This window comes from Ktedonosporobacter rubrisoli (assembly GCF_004208415.1).
GTDB lineage: Bacteria > Chloroflexota > Ktedonobacteria > Ktedonobacterales > Ktedonobacteraceae > Ktedonosporobacter > Ktedonosporobacter rubrisoli.
In genome coordinates, this window is the sequence record NZ_CP035758.1 from 2,416,110 (window position 1) to 2,434,370 (window position 18,261).

At 50.8% G+C, this 18,261-nt stretch carries 18 protein-coding genes; 9 read left to right on the plus strand and 9 right to left on the minus strand.

The genetic code is table 11. The annotated features are described in order from the left end of the window. Positions 1-561 precede the first annotated feature (561 nt). The 3 genes from EPA93_RS11065 to EPA93_RS11075 form a co-directional block, all read right to left on the minus strand. A complete protein-coding gene (locus EPA93_RS11065) occupies positions 562-1,506 on the minus strand; it encodes a Rieske (2Fe-2S) protein (protein ID WP_129887379.1) in 945 nt (314 codons plus the stop codon). 268 nt (positions 1,507-1,774) lie between these two features. Next, positions 1,775-2,434, minus strand: coding sequence for a DapH/DapD/GlmU-related protein (locus tag EPA93_RS11070; protein WP_129887381.1), 660 nt, complete (start codon positions 2,432-2,434; stop codon positions 1,775-1,777). A 279-nt stretch (positions 2,435-2,713) separates the two neighbouring features. Further along, positions 2,714-3,151, minus strand: coding sequence for a hypothetical protein (locus EPA93_RS11075; RefSeq protein WP_129887383.1), 438 nt, complete (start codon positions 3,149-3,151; stop codon positions 2,714-2,716). 690 nt (positions 3,152-3,841) lie between these two features. On the opposite strand from EPA93_RS11075, the gene EPA93_RS11080 reads away from it, so the two are divergent. After that, a complete protein-coding gene (locus EPA93_RS11080) occupies positions 3,842-4,360 on the plus strand; it encodes a GNAT family N-acetyltransferase (RefSeq protein ID WP_129887385.1) in 519 nt (172 codons plus the stop codon). A 751-nt stretch (positions 4,361-5,111) separates the two neighbouring features. Here the strand turns inward: EPA93_RS11080 and EPA93_RS11090 are convergent. After that, a complete protein-coding gene (locus EPA93_RS11090; RefSeq protein ID WP_129887389.1) occupies positions 5,112-6,482 on the minus strand; it encodes a glutamine synthetase family protein in 1,371 nt (456 codons plus the stop codon). Between the two features lie 286 nt (positions 6,483-6,768). Next, positions 6,769-7,488 (minus strand): alpha/beta hydrolase, encoded by a 720-nt coding sequence (locus EPA93_RS11095; protein WP_129887391.1) that lies wholly within the window; start codon positions 7,486-7,488, stop codon positions 6,769-6,771. Between the two features lie 574 nt (positions 7,489-8,062). On the opposite strand from EPA93_RS11095, the gene EPA93_RS11100 reads away from it, so the two are divergent. After that, the gene (locus tag EPA93_RS11100; RefSeq protein ID WP_129887393.1) at positions 8,063-8,872 is read left to right on the plus strand and encodes a YqjF family protein; all 810 of its coding nucleotides are present in this window, start codon (positions 8,063-8,065) and stop codon (positions 8,870-8,872) included. 39 nt (positions 8,873-8,911) lie between these two features. On the opposite strand, the gene EPA93_RS11105 is transcribed toward EPA93_RS11100, so the two are convergent. Beyond that, entirely contained in the window at positions 8,912-9,511 is a 600-nt protein-coding gene (locus EPA93_RS11105; RefSeq protein ID WP_129887395.1) for a TetR/AcrR family transcriptional regulator, read from the minus strand. 182 nt (positions 9,512-9,693) lie between these two features. On the opposite strand from EPA93_RS11105, the gene EPA93_RS11110 reads away from it, so the two are divergent. The 7 genes from EPA93_RS11110 to EPA93_RS11135 all read left to right on the plus strand — a co-directional run bounded on the left by EPA93_RS11110 (position 9,694) and on the right by EPA93_RS11135 (position 16,306). Further along, entirely contained in the window at positions 9,694-10,311 is a 618-nt protein-coding gene (locus EPA93_RS11110; protein WP_242527372.1) for a nitroreductase family protein, read from the plus strand. A gap of 87 nt (positions 10,312-10,398) precedes the next feature. Continuing rightward, positions 10,399-11,892 (plus strand): MFS transporter, encoded by a 1,494-nt coding sequence (locus EPA93_RS11115; protein WP_165423024.1) that lies wholly within the window; start codon positions 10,399-10,401, stop codon positions 11,890-11,892. A gap of 308 nt (positions 11,893-12,200) precedes the next feature. After that, positions 12,201-12,737 (plus strand): HEAT repeat domain-containing protein, encoded by a 537-nt coding sequence (locus EPA93_RS11120; RefSeq protein WP_165423025.1) that lies wholly within the window; start codon positions 12,201-12,203, stop codon positions 12,735-12,737. A 27-nt stretch (positions 12,738-12,764) separates the two neighbouring features. Continuing rightward, a complete protein-coding gene (locus EPA93_RS11125; RefSeq protein WP_129887401.1) occupies positions 12,765-13,352 on the plus strand; it encodes a HEAT repeat domain-containing protein in 588 nt (195 codons plus the stop codon). A 422-nt stretch (positions 13,353-13,774) separates the two neighbouring features. After that, positions 13,775-14,407 carry an IS607 family transposase gene (locus tag EPA93_RS11130; protein ID WP_129887403.1) on the plus strand — a complete coding sequence of 211 codons (633 nt, stop codon included), beginning with the start codon at positions 13,775-13,777 and terminating at the stop codon, positions 14,405-14,407. 1 nt (position 14,408) lies between these two features. Next, positions 14,409-14,846 (plus strand): hypothetical protein, encoded by a 438-nt coding sequence (locus EPA93_RS49620; protein ID WP_242527373.1) that lies wholly within the window; start codon positions 14,409-14,411, stop codon positions 14,844-14,846. Next, the gene (locus tag EPA93_RS11135; protein WP_242527374.1) at positions 14,843-16,306 is read left to right on the plus strand and encodes a zinc ribbon domain-containing protein; all 1,464 of its coding nucleotides are present in this window, start codon (positions 14,843-14,845) and stop codon (positions 16,304-16,306) included. The genes EPA93_RS49620 and EPA93_RS11135 overlap by 4 nt, the downstream gene beginning before the upstream one ends. On the opposite strand, the gene EPA93_RS50870 is transcribed toward EPA93_RS11135, so the two are convergent. From EPA93_RS50870 to EPA93_RS11150, 3 genes are all read right to left on the minus strand, one after another. Beyond that, on the minus strand, positions 16,273-16,623 hold the full coding sequence (locus EPA93_RS50870) for an IS66 family transposase (RefSeq protein WP_165423026.1): 351 nt from the start codon (positions 16,621-16,623) through the stop codon (positions 16,273-16,275). The genes EPA93_RS11135 and EPA93_RS50870 overlap by 34 nt on opposite strands. 302 nt (positions 16,624-16,925) lie before the next feature. After that, positions 16,926-17,366 carry a VOC family protein gene (locus tag EPA93_RS11145; RefSeq protein WP_129887406.1) on the minus strand — a complete coding sequence of 147 codons (441 nt, stop codon included), beginning with the start codon at positions 17,364-17,366 and terminating at the stop codon, positions 16,926-16,928. A gap of 17 nt (positions 17,367-17,383) precedes the next feature. Continuing rightward, on the minus strand, positions 17,384-17,983 hold the full coding sequence (locus EPA93_RS11150) for a hypothetical protein (protein WP_129887408.1): 600 nt from the start codon (positions 17,981-17,983) through the stop codon (positions 17,384-17,386). Positions 17,984-18,261 lie beyond the last annotated feature (278 nt).

The following is an 18,261-nucleotide window of genomic DNA, read 5'->3' on the forward strand; positions in this document are numbered from 1 at the left end:
AATGTGTAGTATCTTATCATAAGTCAGATTAAAAGACGTGGAATGTGCCATGTCATCAGGTATGGATGTGAGTCACATGTTCCTAACTATATCCTATGGGGAGCTTGCTGGTATCGCTCAAATGGACAGTTTTAAATCTGACCTTATTATCGAGGGAAGAATACTATGGCCGCCAGATATCTGGCTGGTTGGTGGCTGCTTTGTGGAAAGTATAATATTAACTGTAAATCATGCAAATCATGCGGGTATGCCTGTGTCTGCTATAGCCTCTCTGGTTGCTAATTCAACCTTCCACTTCCCTTGTCCCGACTTGTGAGAATTGTCCCAGCCAGGATAGAAGCAGCCCACAGCTTGAAAATGTAGTTACTCCCTTTTCAATGGGCAGACTCTTTTTACGCATTTTGTAAAAGGAGTCTGCCACTACCGAGCGTAGTTACCTCCTTGAGGAAGGTATTTACTGGCCTGCTATAAATTTAGGTTTCAGGTTATGGCTGCCCGCTCAACACTCTCTGAGCTGTCGGAAAGGATAAGCCATAACCTTGATAGATGAGCTCCGTAGAATTATGCGTGCTCAAGGCGTCGTAACTCAATCTTGCCATTGCGTGTGCGCACAGCAAACGTAGGTTGAGCATAGACAGCCGGGCTGTTGGCTACGCTACCATCCTGTAGATTGAAGCCTGAGTTATGCCAGGGGCAATAGACAACTCCCTTCTCGCAGCGTCCCTCATCCAGCGGTCCGCCCATATGTGAGCAGGTCGCGGCAAGCGCATAAATGCTTGAGCCATCCTTGTAGAGAACTGCGGGAATGCCAGCAGCATCGACGCGCGTTAGCTTGCCAGGAGCTAAATCCTTCTCATCCATAACCGCCACGAAATCGTCGGAGCCGCCTTCCCAGGCAACATGGTTGGCTCCCACACCTGAAGAGTAGGCGAGTTCTCCGCCCAGATAGGCCGAATAGAGAGCGACTGCGTAAGCAGTTGTCGATAGCGTAATTGCAGTGCGGCGCTGGCCTCCCAGCCTGAGCAGGGCAGAGGTCAGGTTAAGCACGGTAATACCTCCGTTGAGTAAACCGTGCAGCATGCCTGTTCGCCGTTCGGGCCCATCTGTGTCGGCCCATTGCGTGAGACCGCTTGCCGCAGCTCCGGTAGCTCCCGCCAGGCCAAGCCACAGCGCCATATCCGCTCCACGCTCGTATACGCGATCATTGTTGCCAAGCCAGCAGAGATCAAACATTGTAGAAACCATCCAGGCTCCTAGCGGAATATCGACAAGCACCGGATGCAGGGTATGGCCCAGCCAGACGCCATTGAGCCAATCCTTAATCTTATAACTGGGTTGGCCGGGCTGGCCGTACACCTTATGCAGCCATTTTTGCAATGGATTGGATAGCTTATCAAGCCAGGACATTCGGGTAAGGAGGCGTCCGTTGGCTCGGCGCAATGGTGGGCTTATTGGGGGCGTATCAACCCAGCTGGCATTTGGCGTGGGCATTACGTTTGTTGTCATAGATTAAAGCTCCTTTCGTACTTGAAGCCGGCCATCTTTTGGCGATTCCAGCGTTCCTGGCCGCCACTTTTCTAGCGAAAGAGTAGAAAATAGAGCGCGTAGCTATTCCCTGATTTGTTGTACCTGCTTTTCTTAGCACGTCCGATCCGGGCAAAAGATGACACAGCTTTTGCGCTGAGCCGGCTATCTCTGCCAGGCCGGTCACCGCAAACTCGTGTTAGGTCAAGGAGCTGATTGGCGATATGCTGTGTATGAGAAGGGAGGGCTTTTAGCTCTCGGGCAGGGCTTCACTATATCTGGCAAGAAATGCCGGCAGATCGTTGAAGTCAGAGAAACGCTCTACCAGGAGCTCGCGTGGCCAATCCCACCAGGCAATTTTGAGCAGTTGGGCGGCTATCTCTTGGGGAAAGCGGGCGCGCAAGGGACGCGCCGGGACGCCTACAGCAATCGTGTAAGGATCAATATCGTGAGTCACTACCGCGCCTGCGCCGATGACCGCTCCCGTGCCGATGGTATTACCGGGTAGGATGATGGCGTTGCGCCCAATCCATACATCGTGACCGATAGTTACGTGCTGAGCACGGCGGCGCTCGAAAATACTTTCATCATCGGTGGGGGCAAAGCCATAACTGACCCGCCGATAGGTTGCATGATGCTGCATTACCCGCTCCATTGGATGATTACCGGGATTGATGCAGACGTGCGAGGCAATTGAGCAGAACTTACCAATAGTCGCGTAGTTAATTTCCACGCTATCACCGGTGTAGGAATAATCACCGATGCTTGTTTCTTGAATAACCGACCCCGCGCCGATGGCCGTCCAATCGCCGCAGGTGCTCTCAATGAGGCGCGCGCTAGGATGAATGCCCAGCGGTTCTGAGAGGGCATGTTGCCATTGCGGGACCACTTCTTCAAGCCTTTCTCTCATAGATATATCCCTTTCTATTGAAGAGATTGATTTTTTGCCAGAGTAAGCAAATATAGTAACTTTATAGCGCATAAGTGTTAAGAGGCGTGTTAAATAAACACAAAGTTTCGTTTAACTTTGCCCGAATCTGTGAAATGCTGGCTGGCTCTTGAGCGTGCTTGCTATGAAGTAAGGGACGCTGCTACTGCCGAAAAAGTTTGAAGGCCTGCCGTCCAGTGGAGAGACCTTCAACAAATCAGTTGCTCAATGCTTTGTTCCAGTGTGGCTGTCCAGCAGGTTTTAGAGCCCCTGCTCCGGTACGCGGTATGGCTGCAAGGTGGCACGTACATTAGCATCAACAAAGAAGTAGATCAGGATGGCGGCGGTGAGAATTACATCTCCAATGATCGTCCATAAGGGAGTGGAAGAGGTCGCTATTTCTGCGATACCTGCCAGGAAGCCGATGATTTCAAGTCCAATTGTTGCCCAATAAGCCCAGAATTGGAGCTTCCACAGTCCCCAGGCCACGAAAAAGGAGACCACTCCTATGATCACAAAAATGCAGCCCAGGAGGGCGTTAGACAAAACACCTTCCCCATTTCCGTAGAATGCATACATGGCCTGGGCCGATTGTAGCAAAAAGATCAGGCTAAAGATAATGGACGCAATACCCTGTACAATCATGAGAATAGCAACAATTGTGATCCCTAGCGGTCGTTTAGGAAGCATATCTGTCATTATGCACGCCTGCCTCTCTTGTTTAAGGCCAGGTGAAGCTCTACTATTAGCGGGGCAGAAGATACAAGCAATAGCTAAACTTTGTATGCTGTGTAGCCAACCAATGCTTGCACGAAATGTCATCAGCTAGCCTGGGCCGTTCTTGCGACTCCCGCTTCTATTAGAGAATATATCCACCTGGCTTGACGCATCATCAGGTCACGTGATAGAGACACTTGGGCCGAAGCTTGTCCTTACGATTTCTGGCTATAAATGCGCTACGAGGTTCTACGTCTGCTGTACCGAGGTTATTTGTCCTTACAAAAATTTGTTTGAGCTTTTTGAGGTGCGCACAGTTTAATGCATTGAGCCAACCATCTAATTATAATACATTCATCAAGATAGAGAAAAAAATCCCACCTGGGATTAGCAATTTCGGCCAGCTCTCCCATTTTGGCTATGATGGGGGCAGCTCGGCTTTTGTGCCTTGTAACCGAACGCGGAAAAGCTTGGGTGCGCATCAGGGCTTTCCAGTTCTCCAAAACGGGATTGGTGAGGGCTTCGTAGTCGTCAGGTGGCACACTCTAGAGAAGTGGAAATTTATTACCTTTATTAACACATTTGTCACTGCCAGGTTGGGAGTATATAATTGAGAAGTTGGCGTGGGCTTAGGAAGGGAAGAAGGTAAAATTTGCTAAGTGTGAGGAAGTTATGATTATTTTAGAGACAGAGCATTTGTTATTCCGACCATTGACGATCACCGACCTTGATGATATGACAACGCTTTATTCTGATCCCGAAGTGATGCGCTTCCTGGGCGGTCCCCGCAGCCGCTCTCAGGTCCAGCTTGCTTTGAACAGATATATACAAGAATACCAGATCTATGGGCATTCGTTCTTTGCAACGCTACTTAAAGAGAACCAGAAGTTTATCGGGCATTGTGGGCTGCTAAACCAGGAGGTAGAAGGGCAACCAGAGATCGAACTGGCTTATGTGCTTGCTCAGCCCTACTGGCAACATGGCCTGGCCCTGGAAGGCACGCAGGCGCTGAGAGATTATGGGCTGCAGCAATTAGGTTTCCCCCGTTTAATCTCCTTGATCCCGGCTGACAATCAGGCCTCCATCCATATCGCTGAAAAAATTGGTATGCAATATGAGCGCGATATCGAGCAGTGGGGACAAAGTTTTGGCCTCTACGTTGTGAAACAGCCTCAACATGCCAATGCTTAATAAATAAAAAAAGCTATCCCAAAGGATTGACTAAGGAAGCGGATAAAGCCTTAAAACGCGGGAAGAGACTGCATATTGCGCTACTTCAGCTCAATATGTACCAAACTCGTTTAGGCTTCTCCGCTTCCTTGTATTTTTTGCCTTATCTTTTTGCTGAGATCCATATATACTAACGCAATATAGTTTTCTCTAGAGGGCCAATCCACGAACTTGCTTTTTTTATGTTATACTCTTTGACAAGAGATGGATTAGCTACTTGTGGCCCAAAGACGGCTAAAGCTATTTTTCATTCCTGGAGTGATAACTGGGTTTATTCCTGTTCAGTGAAGTATACCCACGTATTGAGCTATTTATCTCTATTCATGCGGAAGCGTGCCTGAATGCCAGCTCAGGAAGGAACCGCTAAGTCAAGCATTCCGGCAAGGATGCATATGCATTTCGCACTATGGTTGTTCTCTATCGCGGAAAGGAAAGGGTTTTTTATGCTGGAAACTGCAGAGCTTACTGAATCAACCTGGCAGTCTGATGAGCAAAACGACTTTGAATTGGACATACGTATAGAGACAGAGCCTATGGTGCAGGCACAGCTTATTCCTGATCAAGGTCTGAGTTGGAGAACATGCCCCTCAGTATGCATTACCTGCCATCCCGGTTTCTGCTACTAAACAGCATTTAAAATGAGCATTTAAAGCTTAGTATCCTAATAGAGAAGGAATCACCCTCTAAAGGTGATTCCTTCTCTATTACGTTTTTAGTAGTCTTCCAGATATTCGTGCAACTGCCAGTTAAGAGCTGCAGCCTTTGCCTGTTGCTCAACGTACTCGGTCTGGCGGGCGAGCTCGTAGCGCTTGGTTGTGATAAAAATTTCAGTGAACTCTTCTCCCAGTATCTCGCGCAAGGCACTATTGTCTTCCAGGGCAAGCAAGGCCTCAGCAAGATTTGCCGGTAGGGCGGCGAAGTCTTTGGTCTCGCCGGCCGGCTGACTTACCAGGGCTGGCGGTTTCTGCGCATCCTTTAATCCCAGGAGGCCAGCCGCGAGAACGGCGGCGAGGGCAAGATATGGATTGCTCATGGCACAAGGCAGCCTGTTTTCCAGGTGGGTATTCTCATCGCGACTGTTTTTGGCACGAATCAAGGCTGTACGATCATCAAGGCCCCAGCTTGCATTGACCGGGGCGAAGGAATGTTCGATAAAGCGCTGAAAGCAGTTAGGTGTAGGAGCCACAAGGGCCATCGTTGCCGGCGCATGCTGTATCATGCCTTGCATAAAATGGTAGGCGATGGTAGAGAGCCCGTTAGCATCGTTATTATCGAGCAGAACGTTTTCCTCGCGCTCGTTGTAAAGACTAAGGTGTAGATGAGCGCCGGCGGCCGAGTAATTGGGAAAGGGCTTGGTCATAAAGGTAGCGTGATATCCTTGTTCCCTGGCGATAGCTTTGACCCCTTGTTTAAAGGTAAAACCCTGGTCGCCGGCCTGAAGGCCCCGCTGCGGACCATAGGTGATTTCATATAGTCCTGGTCCATATTCACAATTACAGGTTAAGATCTCTATGCCCATCTGAGGCAGCATGTCCATAATGCGTGCAGGCACAGGTACAGCAAAATTACTTTGATTATTGAAGATGTGCAATCTCTCAAAAACAGGCTCTCGACTAGCCGCATCTTTCAGGAGATAAAATTCGTATTCCAGGGCCATCAAGGCTGTATAGCCCTCATCTTCCAGCTGCTTGAGTACGCGGCGCAAAACGAAGCGAGAAGCCGCCTCTAGCGGTGTTCCATCCGGCCAGTAGGGATCGCAAATAACGCGCGCCGTGTGAGGCAGCCAGGGCACTACCTGCGCGGTGGAAAGGTCTGGCACAAGAATAGAATCGCCGTAATTTTTCTCGTCGCTATAATGGGTCCCGGGAACCAGGTCGGAACGACTATCAACAGTGACCATCAGGCCGATCATGCGCAGCCCTTCTATCGCGTAGCGTTTCCACTGGCTAAAAGGAATAATCTTCGAACGCGGCATTCCGCCCATATCGGCAAGTTCAAAGATCACATAACGAATGCCTTGCTGTTCCCAGCGTTGCGCAATTTCTTCAACGCGTTGGATATGAGAGGCCATGATAAGTACCATAATTGTCAAACCTCCTCTGTGGAGAATGTAGCCTTTTGGGAAAATATTGTTATACGCGTAAATAATTCTCTAGCTATCTTTTCCCTTCTACAAGTATGCAGAGTTATGTACGTAGTATATATTTTGGGGAGAATAAACAGGTAAGCTTGCTTATAGAGCAGTACTTATAGATAAATTGATAGTCGCAAAAGTGATTTCTGCTGCCAGCATACTTGATGGGAGGCAAAAGTGCTGCAAAACTGCCAGTGGCCAGTCAACAAACGCAAAAATGAGCAGCTCTTAAGGACTATTCATGGCTATGTTTCCCAAGGAACCAGTCAATTGCCTCATGAACGATTGGAGATGGAATTGTATGAATGCCATTGAACTCGTGATACTTAACCTCGTATCCTTCACGCTTCAAGCGGGGCACGATCACTCTGCTACAGCGATCAATAGGGAGAACCGTATCGAATCTTCCATGAGATATATAAACGTAAGGTTTGCCTTGATATTGGGTTGGTCTCATAAAGCCAGGTGAGAAGGCAATAATGTGAGTGAAGAGATTTCCATTAGAGAGCCCTAACGAGAGAGCGTATGAGGCTCCATCGGAGAAGCCGCCAAGCGCCAGGTGCCCTGCGTCCACTCGATAGCGTTGAAAAAGTTGTGTCAGAGCCTGGTCCAGAAAGCTTACATCGGGGCCATAGCTATCTACAATCATATCCCAGGTGCTCAAGCGTGAGGCAGGAGCGAGCAAAAGCAGCCCCTGTTTATCGGCAAGGGGAAGCAAAGGGGCTAGCCCGTTATGGGCGGTGCCGCCAGCGCCGTGTAACATTACTATCAGTGGGGCTCGCGTGTTTGCCTTGTGGGTGGAAGGCACATAGCAGAGCGCATCGCGTTTATCATCCAACTTAAGTGGGTGTAAACCAGCAGGAAAGGCTTTGGCGCTTACTGACGTGGGTCGAGCCTGCAAGATGCCCAGTCGTGCGGGATGCTCATTCTGGACTTTTTTTTGCTCGAAAGCCATTCTCTCTTATTTCCTCACTTTCGTGATGATTTGCATCTCTCTGGCTGTCTGCGGGCTTGCGTATCTTTCCCTCTCAGAAAACACGCTTTGTCACTGAAATGGGAGACAGTCTTTTGCGTAAACGGCAGCAATTTGAGGAAGATCAGCGTTGTTACCTCTTTATCTGCTCAAGCGTGTTGAGAAAACAGAATGCACCTCCAGGCCACTTAGCGCTATTGGGTCGCTCTACAGGCGTTGCTCAGGCAGATCCGATTACCTTGACCGGTCTCCCAGCCTGGCTATTGTGGCATCTAGCGTACCTCTGGCGTAATCCTTCCTGCCGGGAGCAAGCGCATACAATTAGTACTCGATTGGCTCTTCACAGGTTTGTTCGATCGTGAAACCTGATAATTGAGCTTGAGCACTGAATTATCACATTATAAGCAGAATCAGGAAACTGGCGTAAGAGTGAAAAAGGCTTCTGGAGGATGAACAAAACCCTTCTAATGTGAGAAGCCATATGTATGGTATACTAAACCGGTGAGCTGCAAATATGCAAAAGAGATTATTTGAAACAGCACGAATTGATGAGCATATGAATACAGAAGAAATTCTTAGGACAACAGCGCATCGTCCTTTCCCCCTGCCAGCCGGACCGTGGGTAATGACCCAGATCTGGCATCACTTACTCTTTGCTAACTGGCCGCTTCCTCCTGAAATGGTGCGTCCTTTAGTGCCGTCTCAACTCTCCCTGGATACCTTCGAGGGGCAGGCCTGGATTAGTATCGTACCGTTTTATATGACCTATGTTCGCCCGCGCGGCGTGCCTTCCGTTCCCGGCATATCCAGGTTTCCCGAGTTGAATGTGCGCACCTATGTGAGCTTGCAAGGAATTCCCGGAGTTTACTTCTTTAGTCTGGATGCTGGCAGTGCGCTGGTGGTTGCTGCCGCACGTTTTATGACCTATTTGCCTTATTTTCAGGCACGCATGGAGTATCGCTTGCTGGGAGATATGATGTACTACCGCAGCCATCGTACGCATAGCGGCGCTCCATCTGCTGATTTTGTGGCGGCTTATCGTCCAACCTCGGCAGCGAGCTCTACCAAGGCAGGCACGCTCGATTACTGGTTAACCGAGCGCTATTGCCTCTATAGCATAACCCGAAAAGAGCATATCTTTCGTCTCCACATTCATCATCGCCCCTGGTCTCTTCAACTGGCTGATGCTGAGCTTGAACTCAATACAATGGCTAGCGCTAGCAATATTCCGCTTCCCTCCCCTGTCGAGCGACCATTGCTGCGCTATGCGCAACGTCAGGAAGTGCTCATCTGGCCACCAGAAGTAGTCGCACCTGCAAATTCAGCTCCGCAAGAAACGGCGGGAGAAATTCCGCCCGGTTTATAAAAATGCGCCTGATCTCTAGAGGGTAAGTGCAGCCTGCGCTTACCCTGACCGGCTGAGCAGAGCCCGTTGGGCCGTGAGAATCTGTTCAATGTCTACCTTGCCGTCTGTCAAGAGAGCTTCAAGCGCACAGCCTTCCGCAATACCAAGTATAACGGTGACTAATCCTTCTGCCGTTACCCCTGGGAATCTTTCCGGCTCATTTTGTAAGAGCTCGCAAACTGTGGGAAAAAATACTTGCTTGGCGCGCTCTATGGCCTGCCGAATATGCTCTTTAATCTCTGGATGATGCAAGCCCATGGTCCAGAAGGCAAAAAATACTTCAAGCTTTGTTGCGGCCTGATTATCATAGTAGGCATCGCGCAGATCGCGGCTTAATAGCAGCAATAGGCGTTCACGCGGCGGTAGATTCTTTGGCGCCTCCCACATTTCAAATAGGCCGTCGAGCAGCCAATCTAAGAGCGCGATGAGCAAGGCATCCTTAGATTTAAAATGAAAGAAGACCAGGCCTGTACTCAGGTTGGCCTCGTCGGCAACTTTGCGGATAGTCAAATGATCGAGATTTTCACGACTGGCTACCGTAAAAGCTGCCTCAATGATTTGCAGGCGGCGTTGGTCTTCCGCAACTTTTTTCCCTGGCATGATCTATCCTTTTTCACTTCTTAAGATATTGACTAGTTGGTTAATGTAATGATATATTTTGCTTGGATATTAATTATGTGGTCAATATATAGCGTTGGTTGGAGAATGTCAAGCTGTGCTAACGATAGTGTATTAGACAGGCCAGCCTTGCCAGTTTCCTGTATCAGAAAGTGATGGATTACTTGTTACAGCACATTATAGACAATAATATGGCTGATGGCGAACAGACCACAAGCGTTTTCGCGACGATCAAGCGCCGCCGTAGCATTGGTAAAATGACCGAAGAGGTGCCGACGCGCGAACAAATCGAAAGGATGTTAGAAGCTGCCGTCTATGCCCCAAATCATCATACTACTGAACCCTGGCGCTTTTTCGTCCTCCTTGGCCAGGCTCGACACGAGCTTGGTAAGATCATGCAACAGGCTCTAGCCGAGCAACTGCTTGAGACGACAAGCGAGAAGGCTCAGGCTCGTTTGAATAAGGCCAGGAATAAGCCGTTGCGGGCGCCAGTAATCATCATTGTCGTCTCTGTGCGCGCAGAGCGAGCTGGCGTCCAGGATATTGAAGATCTCGAAGCAACTGCGGCAGCCGTACAAAATATGCTGCTCGTTGCCGAAGAGCTGGGATTAGCCTGTATATGGCGTACAGGTGATGCCGCCTATGCACCTCAGGTCAAGCGCTGGCTCGGGATTGCTGAAGAAGATCATATAGTGGCTTTGCTCGATGTAGGTTTTCCTGCTATCAAGCGCGAAGAGCATCCAGTGCGCTCTATTAAGGAGAAGACAATATGGCTTGACTGAGCAGGAAGCCCATTCGTCTCTCTTTCTCCTTTGCAGGTTCTATGCATGCTCATGAAGAGCAGAGCTGATCCATATGGAGGAAATTGCATGAAGCTAACTGAAAACCATGCTTGGGATGAGCATATTCCTACTTTACAGCGAGCCAGATCCTGGGTTCTACTGGGTGCGGCTCTGGCTACCCTGATGTCTTCGATGGATACCAGTATTGTCAATGTTGGCTTGCCTGTTATGGTAAGTAGCTTGCACACAACCTTTGCTAGTATGCAATGGGTCGTATTGAGCTATATGCTAGTAGTGACCTCGTGTATCGTTGGCGTTGGACGTCTTGGGGATCTATTCGGCAAAAAGGGATTGTATCTGGCTGGTCTGCTCCTGTTTACCCTGGCCTCTTTAGGCTGTGGATTAATGTCAAGGGTTGAGGGCTTGATCGCGCTACGCGCTTTGCAAGGGCTGGGTGCAGCTGTCATGATGGCTCTAAGCTTTGCGCTGGTGAGCGATGTCTTCCCCAAGGAAAGAGTAGGACGTGCGGTCGGCCTGTTGAGTGGAACTGTTGCCTTCGGTATCGCGTTAGGGCCAGCGTTGGGAGGTATGCTGATTGGATCTGTTGGTTGGCCTGCTATTTTCCTGGTAAATGTACCATTTGGCGTGGTAGCCTGGATCGTCATCTGGCGTTTTCTGCCCGGGTCGAGCCCTGGAAAGATGGGCACGCGTTTTGATTGGGGCGGGACGCTAGTGCTGGCCAGCTTGCTGGCTTGTTATGCTCTGGCGATGACCGAGGCTGAGACTTATGGCTTTAATTCACTGGTAGTTCCTGGCCTTCTATTAGCGGCACTGTGCGGGCTAGGGCTATTGTTTCTGATAGAGCGTCGTGTCAAGGCTCCACTGCTACCAGTTGCTCTGTTTCGCAATGCTCTCTTAAGTGGCAGCCTGATCATGAGTGTTCTTGTCTATACAGTAATGATGTGTACAATCCTACTGCTGCCCTTCTTCCTGGAAAAAGTCGAGCATCTACCGGCCCAAGCTATAGACATCCTGATGGCTGTTGGTCCGCTCATCACTGCTACTTTTAGCGTGCCCGCCGGATGGCTGGCTGACCGCCTGGGGACGCGTATAGTGATGATTCTCGGCCTGCTCTGCATGGTCCTGGGCTGCCTGTATATGGCAACTATTACGCTTGAGGCGGATATCGTGGGCTTTGTGGCGCGTATAGCTGTGATCAATTTTGGCCTGGCTCTGTTTCAGACACCCAACAATACTACAGTTATGGAGGTTGCGCAGGCAACTCAGAGAGGGCTGGCTTCGGGCCTGCTATCATTGGCCAGAACGCTAGGGCTCTCTACAGGAGCATCCTTGATGGGAGCAGTATTCGCGGCTCTAGTTATGCAAGCTGCAGGAGCTGTGCCCGATATAAATGCAGCGCCAGCTATAGCCTTTGCCCGGGGCATACAGGGTACTTTTAGCCTTGCCAGCATATTCATCGTAGCCGCGCTGGTTCTGGCAATCGTGATCTGGCTCTACCTGGGTAGGCGGGAGGCCATGGGCGCGGAAGAGAGTTCCGATTTCAGCAAGACAGATCGCTAGATATGGAGTAACTATTCAGTAGGGAGTAAAAGCTTTGAAACCTTGCCCGTATTTTCCCCTGAAAGGCGAAACTTTGCCTTGAAGAAAAAGGATGGAGAGTCAGAGCCACGCGCTCGCACAAGGTGACGAGAGAAAAAGAGCAAAAACAGATCAAGCTCACTTTCCAAAGGAGAAGTCGGCACCAGGGGTTCTCCAAATGTGGCCAGCCCTCCAGGCGAACATCAATAGTACCACGCGCTTGCCAGAAAAAAGGCATGAGTGGAGAATAAGATCTGAAAACCTCTTTAGAAAAGGAAATGTTCACGCTTATGGTTCTCCAGCCACCAACGCTTCCACAAGACCTGCTTGATCAGTTAGCCAATGCGAACGCAAAGATTCGCAAAACGGCGCTCAAACAAATGGCATCCTTGCCAGCGAGCAGCCAAAGGAACCAACTGCTTATCCAAACGCTCTCAACGGATGAAAATGCCAGCAACTGTGCATTCGCCGCACAAATTCTTGGGCAACTCCAGGCGAAAGAAGCCATTGACACCTTGCTGCTGGTTCTCACCAAGCATACGAACAAAAACGTCCGCCTCAAAATTGTCACGGCTCTCGGGCAGTTAGGAGATCGGAAAGTGGTAGATGTCCTCCTCCAGGCGCTGGTCAAAGACCGCGGTATCGAAGTCCGCCGAGAGGCAATCCGCGTGCTCGTCGGTTGGCGAGAACTGAGAGCTCTTCCCGCCCTACAGAAAGCCTATGAGAAAACCAAAGATCGTGCTTCAAGCTATCATTCTCTTTGTCAGGACGTTCTCCTGGCTCTCAGCGAACTCGGAGGAGTTGAACCTCTTTTACCAATCATTTAGGAGTGGTATGCGTCTGGACAGTTTTTTATGCCTGGTCTGGCCGAGGCGCTGGCAAGGACAAAGGACCAACGTATCATCGAGCCATTGATAGAACTAGCCACAAACCCACGCATTCGTAGCATAGAAGCCATCAAAGGACTCTTCCCATTTCGGGATGCACGAATCCTTACTGCCTGTCTCGCCTTTTTAGACTATCACAGTAACTTCCACAGTTTCATAAAACCGCTTGAAGACGTGGTTTCGTATGTGCGTACCTCCAATGATCCGAGACTCCCAGACCTTTTGCTTGCGCGACTGCAAGATCCCTGCCTCGCCCAACCGCGCTGGAATACGATTCGTTTGCTGGGTGAATTTGGTGAGCCGCACATGGGTCTGCTCTTGCTGGAGCATGTGCAAAAATGGGAAGACTGGTACCTCAGAAAGAATGAGCCAAGTAATGATAACTACGGACAAGCAGATAACCATTACACCGTTGCAGAAACTTTGAGCAAGCTTTGCTTTCAGGATACTTTTGACCTCCTGCTTCGCCTCCTAAACGCGCCGGATTCGTCCACTGGTCTCCGTAGTTTGTGTGTAGCAAACTCTGTACTACCTCAAAAAAAGGGAAAGTCTTGAACCATTAGTAGCTGCACTTCACGACCCACGTAATCTGGAAAAAGACCCCGGTTGCTCTAGCACGGTGCGTGATCTGGTCATTTTCGTACTCTCAGAAACGGTAGCCTCTCTAGATGAGGTGCCAGCGTATGTCGAGACGGAATTACTCAATCTGTTGAAAGAACCTGTTCTCACCTCTTTCACGGTACACCTTATCAGACAGACACTCGGAGAACGAACACGTGAAACGATCACCAGTTGCCTGGCTCGTACACCCTCAGGAACACGCAATGCAGAACTTCTCACCGGAGCGTTGAGAGACCTGGATGGTCAATCCCAAGACTGAGGGTTTCACTTGAATGAAAGAGGGTAGATGACAGTTGCCAAATTTCATAGATTATCGTCTACTATCGTTAACATTTTGGGAGATACGAGCAACTTTGATGGCAAAACAAGGACAGAAACTCTTACGCGTGGGTGCAGCGGCCCATGAACTGGGTTTACACCCGATGACCGTGCGGCGCTGGATCAAATCCGGGCGTATTCAGGGAGTGCAGGTAGGTCGGGAGAGGCGCATTCCACGTACAGAGATTGAGCGGGTGGTTGGAAGCGTGGATGGTCGGCTGCTCATTCTGTACGGACGGGTGAGTGGACATGGACAAAAAGATGACCTGGATATTCAGCTCCAACGCCTGCAAGTCTGGGCAGCCACTGAACGCAAAGGGCAGGAAACTCTGGTGCTTTCCGATATTGGCTCGGGGCTCAAAGCAACACGGCGTCAGTTGCAACGGCTCCTCAAGCTGGTGTGCGAGGACAAAGTGGCTGAAGTAGCGATTACCTACGAAGATCGCTTAACGCGCTTTGGGCAAGAATATCTTGAAACGCTCTTTGCCTGCTTTGGAGTGACGCTGACCGTGTTAGAGACAGGGGAAGAGAAAACAGCGGAGCAAGAGTTGACTGATGACTTGCTGGCCTTGATCGCCTCGTTGTCGGGACGGCTCTATGGGATGCGCTCTCATAAGCAACAGGCACTCGTCGCCTGCGCAAAGCAGGTGATGGGAGAAGAGGAGTCATGAGGTGGCCAAAACGCAAATGCTGTCCTTCCCCATTCGCTTGCCTGAAAGCATGCAAGCTGGGGCGTTGCGGTTGTTGGATGTTTCTCGCTCCTCGATCAATCAGATCATCAGAGATCTGTGGCCTCAGCTTGAGGTCTTTGCCTCAGATCGCACAGGACCGGCGTGGAAGCAGGTGGAACGTCATCTCATCACTCGCTCTGGCCACGGCAGTCGTCAGGAACGGTGCGAGATGGAGCAGGCAGGCCGTCTGCTGCGTGCGCAAGCCTCGCGCTCCCTACTCTTTGAGACCATCTTGCCGCTGCTCTCGGGGGGCTCATCAAACAGGCCACAGACAAGCGTCCTGCCCACAAAGATTACGGACGCATCAAGGAAGAGGTGCATGCCTTTCGAGCGGCCCAAAAAGGGGCAGGAGACGAGCAGGACGCCTTCCTTGCCATGACCAATCTGCTCGAACAAGCCTGTAATCACTTTCTCAAAGAAGAGGCGTTTCCCACCTCCTATGCCCAGATGCAAGAGCCCCCCATGCTCTCCGTTGGCTGTCTGACCTTCGCGGGCGACGATGGCATGATGCTTGGACAGACGTACCGCGCCCGCATTGACCTCGTGACCTGCTGCGACCTCAGCACGCGACGCGAACTGCATCAAGCAACCCTCGCTCTGCGGCTGCGTTCCCCCGATGAACAGGGCAAGTGGGGATGGACTCCCTGGGTGGAGAAGATCCCTTTGCCTGAAACTCTGTACACCTATCTGGAGCAGAGAGCCGTTCTCCAGGCCCCGACGCTGCGAGAACTGCGTCAGGCCGATGGTGAACGCGTGGCCGTTCTCGATCTGATCCTGGAGGTCCCAGCGCGTCTGGTCTTCCCTCTTGAACAGGAACGCCGCGTGCTCGGATGGGACTGGGGGGTTCGCTCGCTCATCACGGTCTCCATCCTCGAACTGTCCGAAGACTGGCGTGAGAAGCCAGATGCGCCGTTTACCCAGCTCTCACGTCCCCTGTTTTTGGACACCGGAGGGCTGGACGGCAGACAGGCGCGGCTGCGTCGGGAGATTGATCGGCTCAAAGCTTGCAAAGAACGCTATGAACGGCTCATCAGCATCGCCACCCGAACGCACCAGGAGAAACCTACGCCTTTGCCTGCCGAGTACGATGGCTGGCTCAGCCGGGTTCGCGGGTATGAGGAGCGCATTGCGGCGTGTTGGCACAGGTACGAACGCAGAAATCGCGAACTCGCACATCTGGCCTCCAATCTGCTCATCCTCCTCGCGCTGATCTATGACTGCCATCTGATCTGCGGAGAGAACCTGAGTACCCTCAAAACCATCGGACGCGGGCGCGGGGTGCGCGGGCGCTTTCGCAACTGGCGCAATAACTCCATGGTCAGGGGGGAGCTGTGGCGCGTGCTGAAGTATAAATGCCATCTGCTGGGGATTCGCACGCGGCAGGTGGAACCGCGTGGGACGACGCACACGTGCCCACGTTGTCATGAACCAGCGAAAACCTACGCCTCTCCTGCCGCAAGAGATCGAAAAAAGGCCATTGACTGGGGGCCGTTTCTCTGTTGTGCGAACCCGGATTGCCGCTGGTCCGGGGCCAGAGACTATGCCGCGTCTCTGAACATCGCACGGCTGGGCCTCGCCTTTTTGCGCACCGCTCTGAGAAGCTCGCGATACACGTCGTATCGCATGGCCGATGCGTCGGTCAACCCTTGCTCCTATACGGGGCAGGGGGCACTCCTACTGTTGCGAGTGCAAGGGATCAACCCCTGCCCCATCATGGGCAAACAGGTCTACTATGCCGGATGGATACGTTCCATGAGATTATGTACATCCCAAACAACCCAGACCCTTTCTTTGCTTTCTGCATCTCAACTCAGAAAGACCGTGTTGTTGCGTGCATGATGTTCGGATAGTTCTCTGTTTTTGCAACGGTAGCTAGGAGAGATTTTGTAGCCATCGTGAATGGAAGTGCCATCAAATCCAGCGAGGATGCCGATGTCGTTGAGCGCGGATCGGCCCCGGCTGGGATGAGAGCCAAAATGCGTCAACCGAGAAGTCGAGCACACATGCACATACGAATGATGCTTGCGCACACACACGTCCGTTTCATCCTGGTGGATCACTCCAGCCTTGCGCAGCCCCTCTTTGATGCGGGTTTCGACCTCGGTGAGGGCCTGGGAACAGGTGCGTACCCACCCGAGCAGACTTCCCGCCGACACCTGCAGACCAAAGACCTCGCATAGGGGATCATCTGGCCCTCAACCAGATAGACTCCCAGCACTTGGAGGTGCGGGCCATAATACTATGCGCCGCTGCTTTAGCTGGTTCAGTTCAAGAAAGATAAGAGAAGAGCAAATCACTGAACAATAACTCTTACTGACGGCTCCTGGATCGGTAAGAGTGAGGCGGAAAGCTGCGTAGTGCTTGTTGCTATTTGTTTATGGATGTTCTTGAATATATCGATCCCGGTAGAAGGTGATCGGCCTGGAACACCTTCTACCGGGATTTGTTACTGTGTTAGCTATTGCTTTGCAGGCGAGACCCAGCTGGCCTCAGCGGCGGCGTGCGGGGATTCGGCCACGATCTGCATCAGCTCGATGGCGTTGCCATCGGGATCGTTTAACCAGTACTGCCAGTTATGATCAAGTCCCTGCTGCGGGCCGCCGCTGATTGTCAGGCCCCGCTTTTCCAGAGCCTCTAAGGTAGCCGATAGATCATCGACAACCAGGCAGAAATGATTATAGCCAACCTTATCGCCGCCTGCCGGATTTTCACCTTGAGCACCGGGGAATAATTCGATAAACTGATTGGGGGCAACCTGGATATAGACAATCCAGGGAGATGGCTCACCCTCGCGCTCTAGCCGAAAGGCCTCCCGAAAACCAAGCTTATTGCAATAGAAATCGAGAGCTTTCTCAAGGTCGGTGATGCGGAAAGCTACGTGTCCAAGCCCTGTAATCATAGCTGGCTCCTTATTCTTTAAATATGCTTGAGCACTTCTTGTGCTATCTGGATGGCTGTATCTGTCCCTTTATTTTGCGTCGAGACGGCTACGTATATATAGTTATTGCCTTTCTGAACCATGATATCGCCCTTAGACATCTCTATCGCACTATCGCCAACTCCGCTGATGGCCTGGCCGTTAGCTATCGTGGATAGTTCTGTCTGCGGACCAGTGAAGAGCCCAATCCCTACAGTGTCAGTCATTGCTGTCTCGGCTGTGTAGAAACACACTTGCGTGCTCTGGACTCCAGGAATGGTCGGAAGCGGAGGCATAGATTTAGCTGGTTGCATTGACTCACCCATAATCTTGCTCAGTGAATTTACATCTATTATAGTATCACAGGATTGGCCGCCAGATGTAGTTGTGGGCTGGTTAGATGCAGATTGTGCAGAAATGGGCTGGGAGGTAGAGGTATCCGTGGTGGCATTAGAGGTTGGCCCATTATCGGTGGGGGTAGATGCGTTTCCTCCTCCACAGGCAGCCAATAAAATAGCCAGAATGATAACAGGGATGATAGCTATTTGGGGCGGTAGGCGAAAAGTCGTAGGAAAAGAATTGCGAGATTCTCGCAGCATAGTTACGCTCCTTATCAAAATCTTTCAAAAAAGTTATCAAGCTTAGATCTTTTATTATAGAGCTATAGAAGCGAAATAGTAATAAGAAGCACTAGAGAATATTACTTTTAGGAACTATCTTTGTGGAAAAACTTCTAACCAGTTATATGGGAGAAGGCAAAATTTACCTGTGTATTTTTGGGAAAACCAGTACATTGCGTTCTTTACTAGCAAAACCGTTTGAAAAAGGGAACAAAAAGTAACCCATCGCTGACTGACAAAGAGCTGTTCTATAGAGG